Source organism: Microbacterium sp. TNHR37B, assembly GCF_001620065.1.
Classification (GTDB): Bacteria; Actinomycetota; Actinomycetes; order Actinomycetales; family Microbacteriaceae; genus Microbacterium.
The window spans coordinates 1,035,772-1,052,967 of record NZ_LQGV01000001.1; the positions used below are offsets into that span (position 1 = coordinate 1,035,772).

Sequence of the window (17,196 nt, forward strand, 5' to 3'; positions counted from 1 at the left end):
TCACTCGCCTGCGGAACGAGTCGGCAGGCGCGGCACGGAAGAGCGCAGCCGCCGCGTGTAGGGATGAGCGGGAGCGGTGAGGACACGCCCCGTGGGACCTTCCTCCACGATGCGCCCCGACTCGAGCACGGCCATGCGGTCGCAGAGGGCGGCGACGATGGTGAGGTCGTGGGAGACGAGCAGGAACCCGATGCCCTGGTCGTGCGCGAGACGCTGGAGGAGCTCGATCACCTGCATCCGCACCGACGTGTCGAGGGCACTCACCGGCTCGTCGGCCAGCAGGATCCGCGGCCGGGGCGCCAGCGCCCTCGCGATCGCGATGCGCTGGCGTTGACCGCCGGAGAAGGCCTCCGGGTAACGATCGGCCGCGTCCGCGGGCAACTCGACCGCCGCGAGCAGCTCCGCCACGCGAGCGCGATGGTCGCCGCGGACACCCAGGGAACGCAGCGGCTCGGCGATCGAGCGTCCGATCGTCATCCGCGGATCGAGCGAGGAGTACGGGTCTTGGAAGACCGGCTGCACCGCGCGACGGAACGCGCGTCGAGTGGGGCGCGACGCGACGCGACGTCCGTCGGCGCTGAGCGCCTCGCCCGCGAACCTCACCGTCCCGGTCGTCGGGGGGAGGAGGCCAAGGAGGGCGCGGAGCACCGTCGTCTTGCCCGCGCCGGATTCCCCCACGAGCCCCAGGCTGTCTCCCGGAGAGACCGACAGCGACACGTCCGAGAGCACGGGGCGGGAGCCGTAGGCGACCGAGATCCCTTCGGCGCCGAGGAGCACCGGCGGCGCGGCGGCGGTCGTGGTCATGACGGGGACCCCTCTGCGCCGAGGCCTGTACCGAGGGGCGGAAGCAGGTCGTCGAGGCGCCGGGAGGCCGCCACGAGCCGTTCCGTGTAGGGGTCGCTCGGCGCGTGGAGGATGCGCGCGGTCGTATCGAGCTCGACCTGTCGCCCGTGCCGGAGCACGAGCACACGATCGGCGATGCCCGCGATGACCGGAAGGTCGTGGCTGATGAACAGCAGCGTCATCCCGCGCTCACGGACCTCGCGGTCGAGGAGCTCGAGGATGCCCGCCTGGACCGTGACGTCGAGGGCGGTGGTGGGCTCGTCGGCGATGAGGATCCGCGGCCCCGCCGCGAGGGCCACGGCGATCGCCACGCGCTGGCGCTGACCACCGGAGATCTCGTGGATGAGCGAGCGCGCGATCCGCTCGGGATCGGTCAGCTGCACGTCGGCGAGCGTATCGAGGACGGCACGGCGGAGCTGTTCGCCGCGCAGCCCGCGGTGGCGCCGCAGCGGCCAGGCGAGTTGCGCCCCCACCCGCATGAGCGGATCCAGTGAGACCAGCGGCTCTTGGAAGACCGCCCCGACGACCGCGCCCCGCACCCGATCGAGGTGGCGGGAGCGGGTGCCGATCACCTCGACGGCTTCGTCTGCGACCGTCAATCGCACCGAGCCCACCGCCGTCAGCGGATAGGGCAGGAGCCCGAGCACCGCGAGGGCGGTGAGGGACTTTCCCGACCCCGACTCGCCGACGATGCCGATCCGCTCCCCGGGCAGGGCGGTGAGATCGACGCGGTGGACGAGCGGGGTGCCCGCGTCGAGACTCGATCGCACCGAGAGGCCGGCGATCTCCAGCGCGGCGGTCATCCGATGCTCCTCGTCGTGGGGTCGGCGATGTCCCGGATGCCGTCGGCGAGGAGGTTCATGCCGACGATGAGGGCGACCAGGAGCACGCCCGGGACGATGGCAGCGGTCGGAGCGATGAGGACGGTGCTCTGCGCCTCCTGAAGCATGCGGCCCCACGAGGCGTTGGGGGGCGGCGAGCCGAGTCCGAGGTAGGAGAGGGAGGCCTCGGCCCCCACGGCCCCGCCGAACTGCAGCGCCAACGGCACGATGAGGGTCGGCCAGACGTTGCGGAGCACATGGTCGCGGACGATCCCGAACGTTCCCGTGCCGGAGGTGCGGGCGGCGGTCACGTACTCCTGCGCGAGCACGCGGGTGGCCGTCACCCGGGTCAGACGCGCGATCACCGCGGCCCCGGCCAGTCCGATCGCCAGGATGGCCGACTCCAGCGAGGCACCGCGCCAGGCCACGATCAGCATGGCCAGCAGCAGCGTGGGAAAGGCGATCGCGATGTCCAGCAGGCTGGACAGGGCGTCGTCGACCCACCGGCGCGCGACCGCGGCGAGCAGCCCGAGCGCGATCCCGACGACCGCCGCGATGACGACCGAGCCGAAGCCGACGGCGAGGGCGAGACGGGCGCCGATCATCAGCTGGGTGAACAGATCGCGACCGAGGCGATCCGTCCCGATCCAGTGCTCGGCGGAGGGCGGTTGTAGTCGGCCCCCCGCCGTGTCGTCGGGGGCGTAGGGCGTCCAGAAGAAGGACACCAGACCGACGACGGCGATGAGGCCGAACAGCACTCCGCCGACGAAGAGGTTGACCGAGCGCCGACGACGCGGACGGGAGCGCACCGCGGGCGCCGCGGGAAGCAGGGCGGCGGTCATGCGCGCGCCCGCGTTCGCCGATTGCCGGAGAGGGAGTCGCGCAGTCGCGGGTCGATGAGGCGCTGCGTGATGTCGGCCGCGAAGCCGAGGAGGAGCACGAGAGCGGTCGAGAACAGGAGGACGCCCTGGATGCTGGGGAAGTCCTGCTCCTTGATCCCGACCAGGAGCATGTCTCCGAGGCCCGGGAGCGCGAAGACGCGCTCGATGATGACGGCACCCACGAACGTCGTCGACAGCTGGATCGCGAGGACCGAGATCAGCGGCACGACGCCGTTGCGCACGCCATGGCGCCACATCGCGGTGCCGAAGCTCTGGCCGGTGGCACGCGCCGCCCGGAGGTACTGCTGCCCCAGCACGTCGAGCGTGGCGCTGCGGACATAGCGGGCCAGGTCGCTGCCGGCGACCAGGGCGATCGTGAGCACGGGGAGGGCGAGAGCGTAGAGAGCGGCTCCGGGGTCCTCCCAGTCGGTGCGCGGGAATCCGCCCGCGGGGAACAGCCGCCAGCCGAGGGAGAGCACCGAGACGAGCAGGATCCCGACCCAGAAGACCGGGATCGCTCCCCCGAGCTGCGTCATGGCCGAGAAGGCGGTGCCGTACCAGGTGCGGGACTTCCACGCCGCGAAGAACCCCACCGGGATCGCGATCAGCACCGACAGGGCGAAGGAGAGGAGGGTGAGCGGGAGGGTGACGTTGAGCCGGCGGATGATCTCGTCGCCCACCGACAGATGGTTGGTGAACGACTGGCCGAGGTCGAACGAGGCGAGCTGGCCGAGGTACGAGACGAACTGCTCCGGCAGCGGGCGGTCGACGCCGAGCCGCGCGGCCGCGGCGGCGACCTCCGCGTCGGTCGCCCCCACCGAGATGAGGGCGAACACCGGGTTGCCGAGCACGCGGAGGACGACGAACAGGATCGTCACCGCCAGCGCGAACGCCAGCAGCAACAATCCTGTTCGTCGAAGGAGATACCGAGTGATTGCTATGCCTTGGTGATGTCGTACACGTAGAACAGCGAGTTCAGTCCATTCTGCGGCACACCGGAGATGCCCTCGGCGGCGATGCGCAGCTGCGGGTTGAGGTAGAGCCACACACTGGCCGCGTCGTCGGAGATCTGCTGGTTGGCCTTCTTGATGAGCTCCGTCTGCTCCTCGACGCTGCCGGCGGCCTCGGACTCGCTCAGCCACTTCTGCACGTCGGCGTTGTCGTAGCCCCAGTAGAAGTCGGGGTTGCCGTAGAAGTTGATGTCGCGGTCGTTGACGTGGCCCTGCAGGGTCGCCTCGAAGTCGGTGTCGGTATACACCTTCTGGTACCACTCGTCGTCGGTGATGATGTTGATCTCCACCGTGATGCCCACCTTCGCGAGCTCCGACTTCAGGAACTCGGCGACGGTGGAGTGGACCCCCGAGTCGGGAGTGTCGATCGTGAACGTGAACCCGTCGGCGTACCCCGCCTCGGCCAGGAGCTTCTTCGACAGCTCGGGGTCGTAGGGGTTGTTGTCGGCGAGGTCGAGGTACCACGGCTCGGACGGCGGGACCATCGATCCGATGAGCTCGCCCCGGCCGTCCCAGATCGCGTCCAGGAGCTTCGCGCGGTCGATCGCGGAGTAGACCGCCTTGCGCACGGCGACCTCGTCGAACGGCGCATTCCGGTCGTTGAAGGCGAGCAGCTCCTTCGTCGTCGAGGTGCCCTCGATGATCTGGAAGCCGGAGGCCTCGAACTCCGCGAGGCTGTCGGGGTTCGACTGGCTCGTGACGAGGTCGACGGCGCCGGTGCGCAGCGCGTTGTCGAGCGCCGTGGGGTCGGCGTAGTACTGGTAGACCACCCCGCCGTTGGCCGGCGCCTCTCCCCAGTAATCGGCGTTCACGTCGAGGGTGATCGAGTCGCCCTTGCGGTAGTCGGCGAGGGTGTACGGACCGGTACCGTCGGCCGAGGTGGTCAGGTCCCCCGCCTCGGAGTTGACGATCCACACGTAGCCGAGGTTGTACGTGAAGCTGATCGACGGCTGCGACAGGGTGACCGCGACCGTCTTCGGGTCCACGACGTCCACGTGGTCGATCACGCTGAGCTGGCGCTTGCGGGCGGCGATCGAGTCGTCTCCGACGAACCGGTCGAGGCTGTACTTGACGTCGTCGGCGGTCAGCGTCTTGCCGGAGTGGAAGGTCGCGTCCTGCAACGTGAACGTGTAGACCAGGCCGTCATCCGAGACGGCCGTCTCGGCGGCCAGGAGAGGTTCGACGGTCGCGTCGTCGGTGATGCGGAAGAGCCCCTCGTAGACGTTGCCGGTGAAGACCTCCGTCACCCCCGAGGATCCGCCGAAGATCTGGTCGAGGTTCGTGGGCTCGTTCTGCGATCCGACGACGATCTCGGCCGTCGGGTCGGCCGCGGCACTGCCGCTCGGGGTCGGGGTGCCTGCGGCGCAGCCGGCGAGCACGAGCAGCCCGGCGGTGGCTGCGGCGGCGGCCGTGAGGAAACGGGTGAGGCGGCGTGAGGTCACGTCAGGTCCTTTGCTGTGGGTGAGGGTCGACGCGGCGGGGTGCGGTCCGCCGGACGCGGGTGGGTCAGAGGGAGAAGCCGTCGGCGAACCGCACGCGCTTCTCGCCCGCGTGCACCGGGAACGGCAGCCGGTTCTGCGCGGGTGGGAGGGGGCAGTTCATCTGCGACGAAAAGCCGCAGGGCGGCACCGTCGCGCGATTGAAGTCGACGGTGACGGGCGTGCTCCGCTCCCCCGCCTCATGGCCGACCGCCGGGCGGTCGAGGAACAGGAACCGGCCAGCGCCGTACGTCTCCGAGCCGTTGGTCCGGTCTCCGAAGACGAGCTGCAGCTTGGCCGTGCCTCCCGAGACGGTGTCGAACGCGGCGAGGCGGTACTGCGTGCCCTCCCACTCGAACACGAGGTCCCCGGAGACCGGCAGGCTCCGCGTGGCTCCGGCGTCGCGAATGTGCTCGAAGGGGACGACGCGGTCCTCGTCGACCAGCTCGAACCGCCCGTCGATCACCCAGGCGGGGTCGTACGGGTATCGCTCGATCTCTTCGAACGCGGTCGCGGCGGGCGAGTCCTGTCGCCAGATGCGATACCCCTGCTGCGGCAGACCGGTGTCGATGTCGGCGCGCTCGAGACGCGAGAACAGCACCGTGTCGGGGTGACCTTCCCGGGCGACAGCCTCCGGCACCGGCTCGGCACCGGGCTCCGACCAGTGCGTGAGCACGAGGGCGAGAGCCCCGTGGGGTCCGGTCACCGCGGCGCGGCGCGCCTCCGACCACGCGCGGTAGTCGGCTTCGGCCGCTCGGAGCTCATCGGACCCGGTTGCATTCACACTCACCATGACAGGCAATCAAACGCGTGCGCGCGCGAGAAATTCCGTTGCGGTCTGTTTCACCTGAATGGATCTCCCGATCGAGGTCGTGCGCGCCTCGTGGGCGACCGGGGTCAGCGCGCGGACCGCGTGGACCACAGGGCCCACGCCACGAGGACCGGCTGCAGGAAGAGTCGGGCCAGGCGCCGCCCGTCGGTGTCGAGTCCGGGAGCGGACGTCCCCCGTTGCCACTGGTGGACATTCCCGGGGAAGACCGCGACGAAGAAGGCCGCCACCGCTGCCCCCATACGGCGAGACTCGCGGGGCAGCAGCACGAGACCAGCCCCGAGCAGGATTTCGACCACCCCGGACACCACGACGATCGTGTCTTTGTCGGTGTGCAGCACGCGAGCAGCCCAGTCGGGGACCACGATCCGGAACCCTCTCCGGAGGGTCGAGAGGTGAGCCGCGCCCGCGACCAGCAACACGAGGGCGAGGAGGATGCGGGCGCCGTGGCGGATCATCCCGACACGCTACCGCGCGCCATCACGTCCACCCGATCACTCGCCTCCACGCTCATTTGCCTCCGGGAGGCCCCACGACCAGCAGGACGACGAACAGCGCCGTGACCGCCGCGGCGATCAGCAGCACGAGCACCCAGGGCCGTCGGAGGAACCAGCGCAGCGGCCCGTCGTACCAGCGGGCGTCGCCGTCCTCCTCCCCCGTCCGCCACCGGCCGTCGAGCCGGCCGCGACGCACGAGCCACCGCTCGACCGGGATCGTCGCATACGGGATCACCGCCGAGACGATCGCGAGCGCCGCGCTTCCGACCGGCCAGCGACTGTTGAGCGCAACGAGGATCGCGGTGGCCCCATAGGAGAGGAAGACGAACCCGTGGATGCCCCCGGCGACCGTGACGGCCGGCGCCCAGCCGGCGGTGGCGCGCAGGATCAGCGCGGAGATGAGAAGGGTCCAGGTGACGGCTTCGGCGAACGCGAGCAGACGAAAGGCGGAGAGAGGCGTACGGAACACGCCTTCAGCATACCTGAAGGCTAGACGATCCCGGCGCGGATGCCGTCAAGCGACTCCGCCACCTTCGGCAGGCGCTGCGAGAGGGCCCCGTCGAGCTCGGCCAGGCGCTCGCGCGCTTCCTGCAGCACGCGGGCACCCTTCGGAGTGACGTTCAGATCGCTCGCCGCTCCCGCGTGAGCGGTGGCGTCCTGCACCAGCCCCTCGTCGACGAGCGAGCGCACCGCCGTGTGCGCCGACTGCACCGTGATGTGGGAACGGCGCGCCAGTTCCGAGAACGAGATCCCGGGCTCGGCGTAGATGTGCCCCAGCAGGCCGAACTTGCGCGTGGTGATGCCGAGGTCCCTCAGCACGGCGGACAACTGCCCCTCCCACATCGCCGACACCGCGAGGAGCGCGATGACGGGACTGAAGCGCGGCGAATCGTCGGTCATAGGCACCATGCTAACGATCCGGCCGCGATGTCCGAGGCCCGGCGTACCGTGACTTTGTCAGAGAAGGAGACCCCGATGGACTGGAAGATCGAGCTCATTTTCGTCCCGGTGACCGACGTAGACCGAGCAAAGGACTTCTACGTGCGCATCGGGTTCCACGCCGACCACGACCACCGCCCGTCGCCCGACCTCCGCTTCGTGCAACTCACCCCACCCGGATCGGCCTGCTCGATCGCGATCGGCGAGGGGCTCGGCCTGTCGATGGCTCCGGGCACGCAAGACAGCATCCAGGTCGTCGTTCCCGACGCCGACGCCGCGCTCGCGCAGCTACGCGATGCCGGCGTCGAGGTCGACGGCATCGACGACCAGGAGTGGGGGCGCTTCGTCCGCTTCTCCGATCCCGACGGCAACACGTGGACGCTGCAACAGCTCCCCTCCTGGAGCTGACGCCGCAGACGACGCGAGAGCCTCCCCGCCGGTGCGGGCGTGACTGCATAGGCTCGGAGGCATGCTCGAGCAGAACCAGGGACACATCAGCCCCGACAGCCAATGGTCGACCTACGAGGCGAACGTGCAGTCGTACCGCGGGCTGTCGATGTCCGCGCAGTCGCTCTATCTGGCGGTCGGCGCGATCCTGCTCGGCGTGGGTGACAAACTGCCCTTCTTCACGGTCCTCGTCCTCGCGATGGTCACCACGTGGTACGCCTTCTTCCCCGTCATCTTCGCGCGATGTGCGATCGTCGACTTTCACAAGTTCGATCTCGGGTCACGCTTCACCTCGACCGGCGATCTCCGCGACGGGTCCGATGACAGCCGTCTGTCAGAGCGCGCCTACGCCAATCTCTGGCGGGGCCGGCCGCTGCGCGCTCGCGTGGCGTCGCAGATCCCGATGCCGGCGGGGCAGCGTTTTCGGACGATGAGGCAGACGCGACTCAAGCTCGACATGTTCATCCCCGTCAGCATCACGGTCGTGTGGGGCGTGTTCGCGCTGTACATCGTCTTCGCCCATTGAGTCCCTGTCGCACGCCTCGGCCCGCGTGCGGATCCCGCACACGGGTGACCACCGTGGCGTCGGACGATTGACACGGCGCAACGCCGCCGTCTCCGCCCCGTCGACGCCGTATGGTGTGCGACATGACGGCCATCCATCGATCGGACATCGACGAGCACTGGGCGCACGCAGGGGTCGTGGAAGCGGGCGGCATGGTCTTCGTGTCGTACTGCGTCGGCAACACCGACGGGTCAACGAGCCAGCAGGTCCACGGCGCTCTCGATGCGCTCGAAGCACGCCTGCTCTCCATCGGCCTTTCTCTCTCCGACGTCGTGAAGGTCGACGCGCTCTTCGCAGACATCTGGGATATCCCGGTCATGGAGGCGGCGTTCCGCGAGCGATTCCACGGCGGCTACCCCGCCCGCAAGTCGATCCAGACCGCGTTCGCGCACCGCGGCCTGAGATTCCAGCTGGACGCCGTCGCGTACCGTCCGGCGGCTCCCTGAAACCTCCGAGGGACGCTCTCGAGGAGGCTCGCGGCGTCGCCGCACGGCCGCCAGGCCAGCTCAGCGGAAGCGTCGACCCTCGTCGCGGCGCGACAGCCATGCCGCGGTCAGCCCCAGCGCCAGCGTCCATGCAACGATCCCGATCACGGCCCACACCGGCATCTCGTCGCCGAGGGCCGCGGCCAGCACGATCTCGCGCGCCTGCCGCACCGGCAGCACGCGGGACGCCGCATCGAGCCACTCTGGGAAGAGCATCGGCGGCAGGAAGAGGCCCCCGCCGAAGGCGAGCAGGAACATGGCGACCTGCGTCACCGCGATAGCCGCCTTCGGCCCACACGCGGTGCCGATCACCACACCGACGAGCATGGACGGCACGGCGGTGAGCACGACGAGGCCGATCGCGGCGAGCATCGGTACCAGGCCCGGGCGGGCGGCCGTGAACAGCCCTCCGACGACGAGAAGCGGGATCATGGCGGCGAGCGAGATGACGAGCGTCGCCGCGATCAACCCGATCGGTCGCGCGGCCGCCGCGCCGGGAAGCGTGCGCAGGTACGGCGCCCAGGGCTTGGAGCGCTGCTCGGACAGCTCCAGGCCGATCGAGAAGAGGCCCGACGCCATGAAGGCGAACACCACCATCGAGGCCACTGCGGCCGTCGCGAACGTCGGATCGGCCGTCACCACGCCCTGAGGCAACACGAACATGCAGAAGGCGAGCGTGGGGAAGACCACCGAGCCGATCACCGCGATCGGCACACGAGCGGTCTCGATGAGGTTGTACTTCGTGTAGACGGCGGAGAGGGCGAGCGTGGACATCAGCGGGTTCCTTCCGGGGTCGCGGTGAGCGCGAGGAATGCTTCTTCGAGGCTGGCGCCACGGACGGCGAGGTCGCGGAACGGCGCGCCCGCCTGGACGAGCGCCCGCACGAACGCGTCCGCGTCGGCGACGAGTGCCGTCACCTGTTCGCCCTCTGCGGTGATGACGGCCTCGGGATCCAGCGACTGGGCCGTGGTGCGGTCGACGCCCGTCAGTGTGACGCGCCGCCGGGAGACCCCCTCGACGATCGCGGACAAGGTGTCGTCAGCCCGCACGACCCCGTGATCGATCACGACCACGCGCTGGGCGAGCTGTTCGATCTCCTCGAGGTGATGACTGGTCACGACGATCGCGCACCCGGCGGCATGGCGCGCCCGCACCGCGTCCCAGAGGGCTCGCCGGCCGTCGACGTCGAGCCCGGTGGTCGGCTCGTCGAGCAGCACCAGCGCGGGATCGCCGACGAAGGCGAGGGCGACCGCCACCCGCCGCTGCTGACCTCCGGAGAGTGCCCCACAGGGGCGGCGGACGAGATCCTCGAGCCCGAACTCGGCGACGATCCGCTCTCGCGACGACGGGGACGGATAGTGTGCGGCGACGAGGTCGATCACTTCCCCCACACGGAGAGCATCGGGGAGCGCTGTCGCCTGCGGAGTGGACCCGAGCCGCGTGCGCGAGCCCGGATCGCGAGGATCTCCGCCGAACAGGCGGACCTCTCCGGACGTTGGCAGACGCAGTCCCTCGATGAGACTCAGGAGCGTCGTCTTCCCGGCGCCGTTGGGCCCGAGCAGCCCGACGCTCTCCCCCGCGCCGACCTCCAGGGTCACTCCGTCGAGGGCGACCCGGTCGCCATATCGTTTGGTGAGCGACGCGGTACGAACGAGGGGGTTCATCGGGATCCTCCGAGGATGTCGAGCAAAGCGGTGCGATAGGCGCGGAACGCCCCGCGGCCCGCGGGTGTCATCGCGACGCGGGTCACCGGCTTCCGTCCCGCGAAGGTCTTCGCCACCACGATGTAGCCGGCGTCTTCGAGCTTCGCGAGATGACTGGTGAGGTTTCCCGCGGTCATGTCCAGCAGCTTCTGCAGGGCGGGGAAGGCGATCTCGTCGCCGTCTTCGAGCGCTTCGTTGAGGGCCGTCATGATCCGCAGACGCGCCGGCGTGTGGATGACGGGATCGAGCTCGGTCATGCCGCGTCTCCACCCGACCGCGGCTCCGCGGGGATGATGCCGCCGAGGAGCATGACGGCCACGACGGACATCGCGAGCGGCCCGGCCGTCGCGTAGATCAGGTAGTGCCAGGGACTGCCGACGAAAGTGGCGACGACCACGACGGCGATGAGGGCGATCCCCAGCACGTATTGCGCCGGCGAGCGCCAGAGGGCCCCACCCGCGAGGTAGAGCACGCCGACCAGGAGCACGAACAGCGCCGGGTACAGCAGGTTGGTGGTCTCCGGTGACAGCCCCGACTTCTGCAGGCCCATGAGGAGCAGCCATCCGCCGATCATCGCGATCATCCAGGAGTAGCCGTAGAGGGCCCCTTGGAGCTGCGATCTGCCCGAGATGCCCGATGCGGCGCTGCGGAGTCCCGCCACGATCGACCACACGATCGCGGCGGCGATGAGTGAGCCGAATACGGTCCAGGCCACGGGGGCGGGGAGCACCGGCGCACCGCCGATCCCGTCCCCCAGCATGAGGGCACCGAACCCGAACAGCCAGGCCGCCGCCCAGACGAACAGGAGCGTCGAGTACATGCGGGTCAGGCGACTGTGCGTCCGGCGACGCGTCGACTGCATGACCTCGAACATCTGCGCCGGGTCGAGGGAGGTATCGTCATCGCTCATGCAAACTACTTTGCACTGCAAACTAGTTTGCGTCAAGCCGACAGCGATGCCTCAGCGCAGGCCGGGCCGATGCAGAGCGTGAACCAGCACGTCGACCGCGAAGGCCTGCACCTCCTCGCGCGGCCACCCCCGCTCGATCCCCCAGAGGCGCCAGAGTTCGGGACTGAGGATTCCGTGAACGATGTCCGCCGCCCGATCCAGCGGAACGGCCACCCCGTGGAGCAGGCCCACCAACGCCCGCTGATCACGATGACGACCATCCTCGAGCTCCTTCAGGTCGGGCAGGAGAGCGGCATCGAGGGTCGCCGCCTCCGCCACCACGCGCCAGATCGGGTAGGCGCGGGCGGCGAGAGACACCGACTCTCGGACGAGGATCTCGATCTGCACCGCCGGGTCCGTCTGGACCGCGAGCTCCGTGACCCACGACGCCTCACTGACGGCCGCGACGGCTTCACCGGCCAGCACCGTGTCACGCACCACCTGACGCAGGAGCTCACCCTTGGACCCCACCGCGAGATAGATCGTCTGCACCGACACTCCCGCACCGGCGGCGACGGCGCTGAGTGAGGTGGCGCCGTACCCGTCGGTGAGGAAGGCATCGCGCGCCACCTCGATGATGCGCGACCGCGTGCGCGCACGGTCGTCGCGGGCGCGGGCGCGTCGTGCACGAGCGTCGTAGGAACGACGGGCTTCCGAATCTCCGGGCGGCATGGTCTAATTCTAACTTGAACCTGATTCCAACCTGAATTGAGACACTCCGATGTCCACCGTTCTGCTCGCGTGCGCTCCCCTGCGCGGCCATGTCGACCCTGTGCTCGCCGTGGCCCGCGGCCTCGTCGACGACGGTCATCGCGTCGTGGTGACCACGGGGTCGCGGTTCGCGGCACGGGTCGATGCCGCCGGGTGCGAGTTCGCACCCCTCCGGGGCCGCGCGGACTACGACGAGCGCGACCTGGACGCGTATCTCCCGGATCGGCACCGGTATCGCGGTCTCGCCCTGTCGCAGTATCAGCTGCAGCACACCTTCATCCATCCACTCCCCGACCAGTGGGCGACGCTGGAGGCGCTGCTGACCACCCTGCGCCCCGACCTCGTGATGACCGATCACCTCTTCGCCGGCGCAACACCCCTGCTCGCAACACCCCGACCGGAACGCGTCCCCGTGGTCGGCCTGGGAATCGGTCCGCTCGCCCAGCTGAGCATCGACACCGCCCCGCCGGGAATGGCCCTCCAGCCGTCGTGGACTCCCCTCGGCCGCGTCCGCAACCGGCTGCTGAACGCGATGGCGACGAAGGTCGCGTTCCGCGATACGCAGCGGCTGGCTCGCCGGCTCTTCGAGCGCGCGACCGGTCGTCCGCTCCCCCGGGACTTCCCGTTCATCCTCGACCTGACCTCGAGATTCGATCGGCTGCTCCAGCTGGGGCCCGGTGAGTTCGAGTACCCCCTGACCGATCTGTCGCCCGGTGTGCGGTTCGTGGGGCGACCGACCCACGCCCTGCCGTCGATCCCGGTGCCGGGCTGGTGGGACCAGCTGTCCGACGGCAAGCCGATCGTGCATGTGACCCAGGGAACGCTCGCGAACGCCGACACCTCGACGCTCCTCCGGCCTGCGCTTGACGCGCTCGCCGACCTCGACATCCACGTCGTTCTCAGCACCGGCGGCACGCCGGTCGCGGACCTCGGCCGTCTCCCCGCGAATGCGAGAGCGGCGGAGTACCTCCCCTACGACCTCCTCCTTCCCCGCACCGCCGCCGTCGTCAGCAACGGCGGGTACGGCACCGTTCTCGCCGCCCTCGCGCAGGGTGTTCCCCTCGTGGTCGCCCCGGGCGCGGAGGACAAGCCCGAGGTGGCGGCGCGCGTACGATTCTTCGGCGTCGGGATCGACCTGCGGACCGAGCGACCCTCCCCTGCGGATCTCCGCCGGGCCGTCGTCGCCGTGCTCGGCGAGCCCCGCTATCGCACGGCGGCGTCGATCGTCGCTGTCGCCATGGCCACTTCTCGGCCGCACGATGCGGTGCGCGATGAAGTGGACCGCCTGCTCGCCCTCGAGCACCCCTGAGCCGGGTGCTGGCGCCCCCTGGGGGAGATTAGGGCGCCGGCACCCATGGGCGGGTCGGCGGTGGGGACCGCTGCCCGCCGGGCCTTCCGGCCACCGTCACGATCCGGTCCCTCCCTCACCGGACACCGCCAGAGAGGGAATGACACCGACGATGAGGTCACTGATCGCCTACAACGGAGCCGACAGCGGCCTCGGCAACCGCATGCGCGTCGTGCTCGGCGCGAAGGTCCTCGCCGAACACGAACGGCGGAAGCTCTTGTACGTCTGGCCCACCGGAAAGCTGTTCGGGCCCCGGCTCACCGACCTCTGGGACTTCGCCGGCGGCACCAGGATCTCCCGCTCGGTGAGCCGGGCGCTGGCAAAGCTCTATCCGTACGAGACCGCCGACCTCGCCGCCGCGCCGGCTGCCGTGCGCGCCCGGCGGGTGCGGCAGATCCGCACCGGCGGCGAGCTGAGGCTTCCCGCCGGTCTCCGATCGTGGCGGGAGGAGTTCCGAGACCTCACCCCGGCGGCCGACATCGCCGAGCGCGTGCGGGTGTTCTACGACGAACAGCTGCGGGGCAGATCGTACGTCGGAGTCCAGATCCGCGCCCACGCCGTGTCCCATCCGCAGACGAAGGAGGCCTCTCCGGTGTCGTGGTTCGTCGAGCGGATGCGGCAGATCGCGGCGCGGCAACCGGACACCGCGTTCTTCGTCTCGTGCGACGTCCCCGATGTCGTCACGGCGCTGAGGGCAGAGATCCCGCACGTCCATGCCCTCGGCGACAAAGGCGAGTACAACACCGTGGCGGGAGTGAAGTCGGCGATCGTCGACCTGTACCTCCTCGCGTCGTCCGGGTACGTCCTCGGCCCGCACTACTCGAGCTTCCTGCACCTCGCGGATTACCTCGCCGGGGAGCAGATCCCGATCGAGACCTCGCAGCACACACCCCCGGACATCGTCGACCTCGATGCCCGGGGGTGGGTGGCGGACCCTTTGCGTCCCGCTCAGCGCTCGGCGTGGCGCGGGGGCGGCGCGTTCAGCCTCGCCGCCGCAGCGCCAGACCCGCTCCCACGACGGAGAGGGCACACCACGCGACGACCATGATCCAGGCGCGGCCGGAGACCGGGAAGTCGGTCGTCACGAGCCCGCCACGCATGAGCTCGGCCATCGATTGCAGCGGCAGCCAGTCGTGCATGCTCTGCGCCCACGCCGGCATCCGATCGGCCGGGAAGCTGATGGGGGTGAAGAGCATCACGAGGAAGACAAAAACCTGGCTGATGAGCAGGGCGGCCGTCGGCGGGAGGAGACAGGCCAGCGCGTAGCCGATGGACGCTGCCGTGAGCGACACCAGGAGCACGACCACGACGAGCCACCACGCCGGTGCCAGCTCGACGTCGAACCGCAGAGCCCCCGCGACCACCCCCGCCGAGATCCCCGGGAGGGCGATCAGCGACCAGACGGCAAGGTCGGCGAAGAGGTAGATCTCACGGGAGATGGGCAACGTCCGCATCCAGTCGAGGCTCCCCTCGGTGCGCGCCTGGCTCACCCACTGCGGCGTCATGACGAGGCCCACCATGATGAGGGCCGCCGTGGGTGCGCCGGTGGCGAGGTACAGCCCTGACAGCGGGTCGGGCTCGCCGATCAGGAGCCCGTAGCCGATCACGGTCGCCACGGCGAGCAGCAGTTGCACGAGCACGAGGAGCGGCAGCATGTGGAGGGACCTGCGCGCCTGCCACTGCATGAGCAGAGCCAGTTGCCGCCACCACGCCACACCGGCCGGCGCCGATGAGGCCGCGAGGGACGCGGAGCTCGCGACGCCGGCGCTCATGCCGCCACCTCCTCGGGCTGCGACACGATATCGATATAGATGTCTTCCAGCGAGGCGGGGCTGAGCGCGTAGCGCTCGATGCGGTCGTCGGCGACGCGCGCCGTCGCCCACGCGACGATCTCGGCCGCGCGGTCGGCCGAGACGGCGAGCGAGGCGTGCGTGGCACCCCGGAGCACCGGATGGTCTCCGTCGAGCCAGCCGGGGTCGACCCCCGCGATGAGGTCGACCTCCAGCACCAGGCGCCCGGCACGCGAACGCACGAGTGCCCCCGGGGAGTCGGCCGCGACGACGACACCGTGATCGAGGATCACGAGATCGTCCACCACCCGCTCTGCCTCCCGCACGTTGTGCGTGACGAGCAGCACGCCCGCCCCGTCGTCGGCCAGTCGGCGGATCTCCCCCCACAGCAGCCGCCGGCGCACGGGATCGACGTCGTTCGTGGGCTCGTCGAGCACCACGAGACGCCCGGGGACGATCGCCGTCATCGCGAACGCCGTCAGACGCGCGATTCCCCCGGACACCTTCTGCGACGGTGTGGCCGCCCAGTCGCCCAGGTCGAGGGCGTCGATGAGCTCGGTCGCGCGCGCTCGCATCGCGCCGGTCGCGCCTCCGCGCATCCGCCCGACCAGTTCGATCGCCGTTCGCGGGGAGAGCCCGGTGATGGGCACGTTCGCTTGGGCCTGAACGCTCACCATCCGCCGCGCCAGCGCGGGGCGGGCGATTGCGTCGACGCCATCGACCACGACGGTCCCGGAGTCAGGGCGCAGGAGCCCCACCACCTGGTTGACGAGCGTCGACTTCCCGGCGCCGTTGTGGCCCAGGAGGCCCACCACCTGTCCCGGCGCGACCGTGAGGTCGACACCCGCGTTCGCGTGGACCACCCGTCCGCCCCGTCCGAAGCTCTTCCGCAGACCGCGGATCTGCAGCACATCGTTCATGGAACACCTTTCAAATACCGGTCGGTATCTGAACCGTACTCCGAATACCACTCGGTACTCAAATCCTCGTACCGATCGGGATGTACGATGGCCCGATGGCGGAACGCGAGGACGAGGTGGGGTCGGCCGCGCGCGCGTTCGCGGAAGCCGTCACCGCGCTCACGAAGGCGGTCGGCAGCGGACTGACCGATGCGAGCAAGGAGATGAGCGAGAGCCTCGCCGTCTCCCTCCGCGATGCCTCCCGCGAGCTCGCCCAGGCCTCGACCCAGGTGCGCCGTGCCCGGGGAGGCAGTCGCGAACAGCGCGATGCGCACCGCCAGACGGCGAGCACGCGACGCCGCGCGCAGGCCGAACGCACCCGCGCCGACCTCATCGCCGCGGCGCGCCAGGTCTTCGCCGAGCGCGGTTATGAGGGCGCGAGCGTCGGCGACGTCGCTGCCGCGGCCGGCTACACCAAGGGCGCGGTCTACGCGAACTTCGACGGCAAGGAGGATCTCCTCCGCCAGATCGTCCACGAGCTGTCCGACGAGCAGGACCGCTGGTTCGCCGCGCAGACGGGCAGGCCGCTCGCAGACGTGTTCGCGGAGGCGTGCGATCCCGAGGTCTCGCTCCCCTCCACGCTCCTCTCCCTCGAGCTCTACGCGTACGCGGTGCGCCACGCCGAGGCGCGCGACGACCTCGCCCCGTACCTGGCCCGGAGTTGGGACCATGCCGCCCGGCTCATCGCCGCCGCACGCGCAGGCGTCGACGCGGAGCCGTCACAGGGCGATCGCGACACGGCACTCACCGTGCTGTCGGTCCTCACGTTCGCCCAGGTGCTCGACCCGATCATGGGCGACGCCGAGCCACTCCGCGCCGCCGCGCGCATCATCGAGCGGCACCTCTCCGCCGCCGGGTGATGGCGCGAGCGGGCACCGACAGAGCGCGAGCACAACAGCGTCGACGAGGAGAGGATCCCGATCGAGATCTCGCCGCACACT

The 17,196-nt window shown here is 70.1% G+C and carries 22 protein-coding genes; 6 read left to right on the plus strand and 16 right to left on the minus strand.

Annotated elements, in window-relative coordinates:
- The 9 genes from AVP41_RS05000 to AVP41_RS05040 all read right to left on the minus strand — a co-directional run bounded on the left by AVP41_RS05000 (position 1) and on the right by AVP41_RS05040 (position 7,259).
- Entirely contained in the window at positions 1-804 is an 804-nt protein-coding gene (locus AVP41_RS05000) for an ABC transporter ATP-binding protein (RefSeq protein ID WP_082829017.1), read from the minus strand.
- The gene (locus AVP41_RS05005) at positions 801-1,646 is read right to left on the minus strand and encodes an ATP-binding cassette domain-containing protein (RefSeq protein ID WP_067161576.1); all 846 of its coding nucleotides are present in this window, start codon (positions 1,644-1,646) and stop codon (positions 801-803) included. The genes AVP41_RS05000 and AVP41_RS05005 overlap by 4 nt, the downstream gene beginning before the upstream one ends.
- The gene (locus AVP41_RS05010) at positions 1,643-2,506 is read right to left on the minus strand and encodes an ABC transporter permease (protein ID WP_067161579.1); all 864 of its coding nucleotides are present in this window, start codon (positions 2,504-2,506) and stop codon (positions 1,643-1,645) included. The genes AVP41_RS05005 and AVP41_RS05010 overlap by 4 nt, the downstream gene beginning before the upstream one ends.
- The gene (locus AVP41_RS05015) at positions 2,503-3,447 is read right to left on the minus strand and encodes an ABC transporter permease (protein WP_231902664.1); all 945 of its coding nucleotides are present in this window, start codon (positions 3,445-3,447) and stop codon (positions 2,503-2,505) included. Before AVP41_RS05015 ends, AVP41_RS05010 begins: the two co-directional genes overlap by 4 nt.
- A gap of 35 nt (positions 3,448-3,482) precedes the next feature.
- Complete coding sequence (locus AVP41_RS05020) at positions 3,483-4,997, minus strand: ABC transporter substrate-binding protein (RefSeq protein ID WP_067161582.1); 1,515 nt, start codon at positions 4,995-4,997, stop codon at positions 3,483-3,485.
- A 64-nt stretch (positions 4,998-5,061) separates the two neighbouring features.
- Positions 5,062-5,823, minus strand: coding sequence for a DUF1684 domain-containing protein (locus tag AVP41_RS05025; protein ID WP_231902665.1), 762 nt, complete (start codon positions 5,821-5,823; stop codon positions 5,062-5,064).
- A gap of 107 nt (positions 5,824-5,930) precedes the next feature.
- Positions 5,931-6,320: a DoxX family protein gene (locus tag AVP41_RS05030; RefSeq protein ID WP_067161588.1), complete on the minus strand. Its 390-nt coding sequence runs from the start codon at positions 6,318-6,320 to the stop codon at positions 5,931-5,933.
- A 52-nt stretch (positions 6,321-6,372) separates the two neighbouring features.
- Positions 6,373-6,828 (minus strand): DUF3817 domain-containing protein, encoded by a 456-nt coding sequence (locus tag AVP41_RS05035; RefSeq protein ID WP_067161591.1) that lies wholly within the window; start codon positions 6,826-6,828, stop codon positions 6,373-6,375.
- A 20-nt stretch (positions 6,829-6,848) separates the two neighbouring features.
- Entirely contained in the window at positions 6,849-7,259 is a 411-nt protein-coding gene (locus AVP41_RS05040) for a MarR family winged helix-turn-helix transcriptional regulator (protein WP_197464248.1), read from the minus strand.
- A 75-nt stretch (positions 7,260-7,334) separates the two neighbouring features.
- Here AVP41_RS05040 and AVP41_RS05045 point away from each other — a divergent pair, with 75 nt between their 5' ends.
- From AVP41_RS05045 to AVP41_RS05055, 3 genes are all read left to right on the plus strand, one after another.
- A complete protein-coding gene (locus AVP41_RS05045; protein ID WP_067161594.1) occupies positions 7,335-7,706 on the plus strand; it encodes a VOC family protein in 372 nt (123 codons plus the stop codon).
- Positions 7,707-7,767: 61 nt separating this feature from the next.
- Positions 7,768-8,271, plus strand: coding sequence for a hypothetical protein (locus AVP41_RS05050; RefSeq protein ID WP_067161597.1), 504 nt, complete (start codon positions 7,768-7,770; stop codon positions 8,269-8,271).
- A 122-nt stretch (positions 8,272-8,393) separates the two neighbouring features.
- The gene (locus AVP41_RS05055; RefSeq protein ID WP_067162816.1) at positions 8,394-8,756 is read left to right on the plus strand and encodes a RidA family protein; all 363 of its coding nucleotides are present in this window, start codon (positions 8,394-8,396) and stop codon (positions 8,754-8,756) included.
- A 60-nt stretch (positions 8,757-8,816) separates the two neighbouring features.
- Here the strand turns inward: AVP41_RS05055 and AVP41_RS05060 are convergent, their stop codons facing one another.
- The 5 genes from AVP41_RS05060 to AVP41_RS05080 are packed head-to-tail and all read right to left on the minus strand — an operon-like array spanning position 8,817 to position 12,119.
- The gene (locus AVP41_RS05060) at positions 8,817-9,569 is read right to left on the minus strand and encodes an ABC transporter permease (RefSeq protein WP_067161600.1); all 753 of its coding nucleotides are present in this window, start codon (positions 9,567-9,569) and stop codon (positions 8,817-8,819) included.
- Positions 9,569-10,459 carry an ABC transporter ATP-binding protein gene (locus AVP41_RS05065; RefSeq protein WP_067161603.1) on the minus strand — a complete coding sequence of 297 codons (891 nt, stop codon included), beginning with the start codon at positions 10,457-10,459 and terminating at the stop codon, positions 9,569-9,571. The genes AVP41_RS05060 and AVP41_RS05065 overlap by 1 nt, the downstream gene beginning before the upstream one ends.
- Complete coding sequence (locus AVP41_RS05070; RefSeq protein ID WP_067161606.1) at positions 10,456-10,755, minus strand: transcriptional regulator; 300 nt, start codon at positions 10,753-10,755, stop codon at positions 10,456-10,458. Before AVP41_RS05070 ends, AVP41_RS05065 begins: the two co-directional genes overlap by 4 nt.
- On the minus strand, positions 10,752-11,408 hold the full coding sequence (locus tag AVP41_RS05075; protein WP_067161609.1) for a hypothetical protein: 657 nt from the start codon (positions 11,406-11,408) through the stop codon (positions 10,752-10,754). Before AVP41_RS05075 ends, AVP41_RS05070 begins: the two co-directional genes overlap by 4 nt.
- A 51-nt stretch (positions 11,409-11,459) precedes the next feature.
- Entirely contained in the window at positions 11,460-12,119 is a 660-nt protein-coding gene (locus AVP41_RS05080; protein ID WP_067161612.1) for a TetR/AcrR family transcriptional regulator, read from the minus strand.
- 49 nt (positions 12,120-12,168) lie between these two features.
- On the opposite strand from AVP41_RS05080, the gene AVP41_RS05085 reads away from it, so the two are divergent.
- Both AVP41_RS05085 and AVP41_RS05090 read left to right on the plus strand, forming a co-directional pair.
- On the plus strand, positions 12,169-13,467 hold the full coding sequence (locus tag AVP41_RS05085; protein ID WP_067161615.1) for a glycosyltransferase: 1,299 nt from the start codon (positions 12,169-12,171) through the stop codon (positions 13,465-13,467).
- A gap of 151 nt (positions 13,468-13,618) precedes the next feature.
- Positions 13,619-14,554 (plus strand): hypothetical protein, encoded by a 936-nt coding sequence (locus AVP41_RS05090; RefSeq protein WP_067161618.1) that lies wholly within the window; start codon positions 13,619-13,621, stop codon positions 14,552-14,554.
- Here AVP41_RS05090 and AVP41_RS05095 read toward each other — a convergent pair.
- Positions 14,487-15,278: an ABC transporter permease gene (locus AVP41_RS05095; RefSeq protein ID WP_067161621.1), complete on the minus strand. Its 792-nt coding sequence runs from the start codon at positions 15,276-15,278 to the stop codon at positions 14,487-14,489. The two genes, AVP41_RS05090 and AVP41_RS05095, sit on opposite strands and share 68 nt — an antisense overlap.
- Entirely contained in the window at positions 15,275-16,216 is a 942-nt protein-coding gene (locus AVP41_RS05100) for an ABC transporter ATP-binding protein (protein WP_067161625.1), read from the minus strand. Before AVP41_RS05100 ends, AVP41_RS05095 begins: the two co-directional genes overlap by 4 nt.
- Before the next feature lie 95 nt (positions 16,217-16,311).
- Between AVP41_RS05100 and AVP41_RS05105 the strand changes: the two genes are divergently transcribed.
- The gene (locus AVP41_RS05105) at positions 16,312-17,115 is read left to right on the plus strand and encodes a TetR/AcrR family transcriptional regulator (protein ID WP_067161628.1); all 804 of its coding nucleotides are present in this window, start codon (positions 16,312-16,314) and stop codon (positions 17,113-17,115) included.
- Positions 17,116-17,196: the final 81 nt, after the last annotated feature.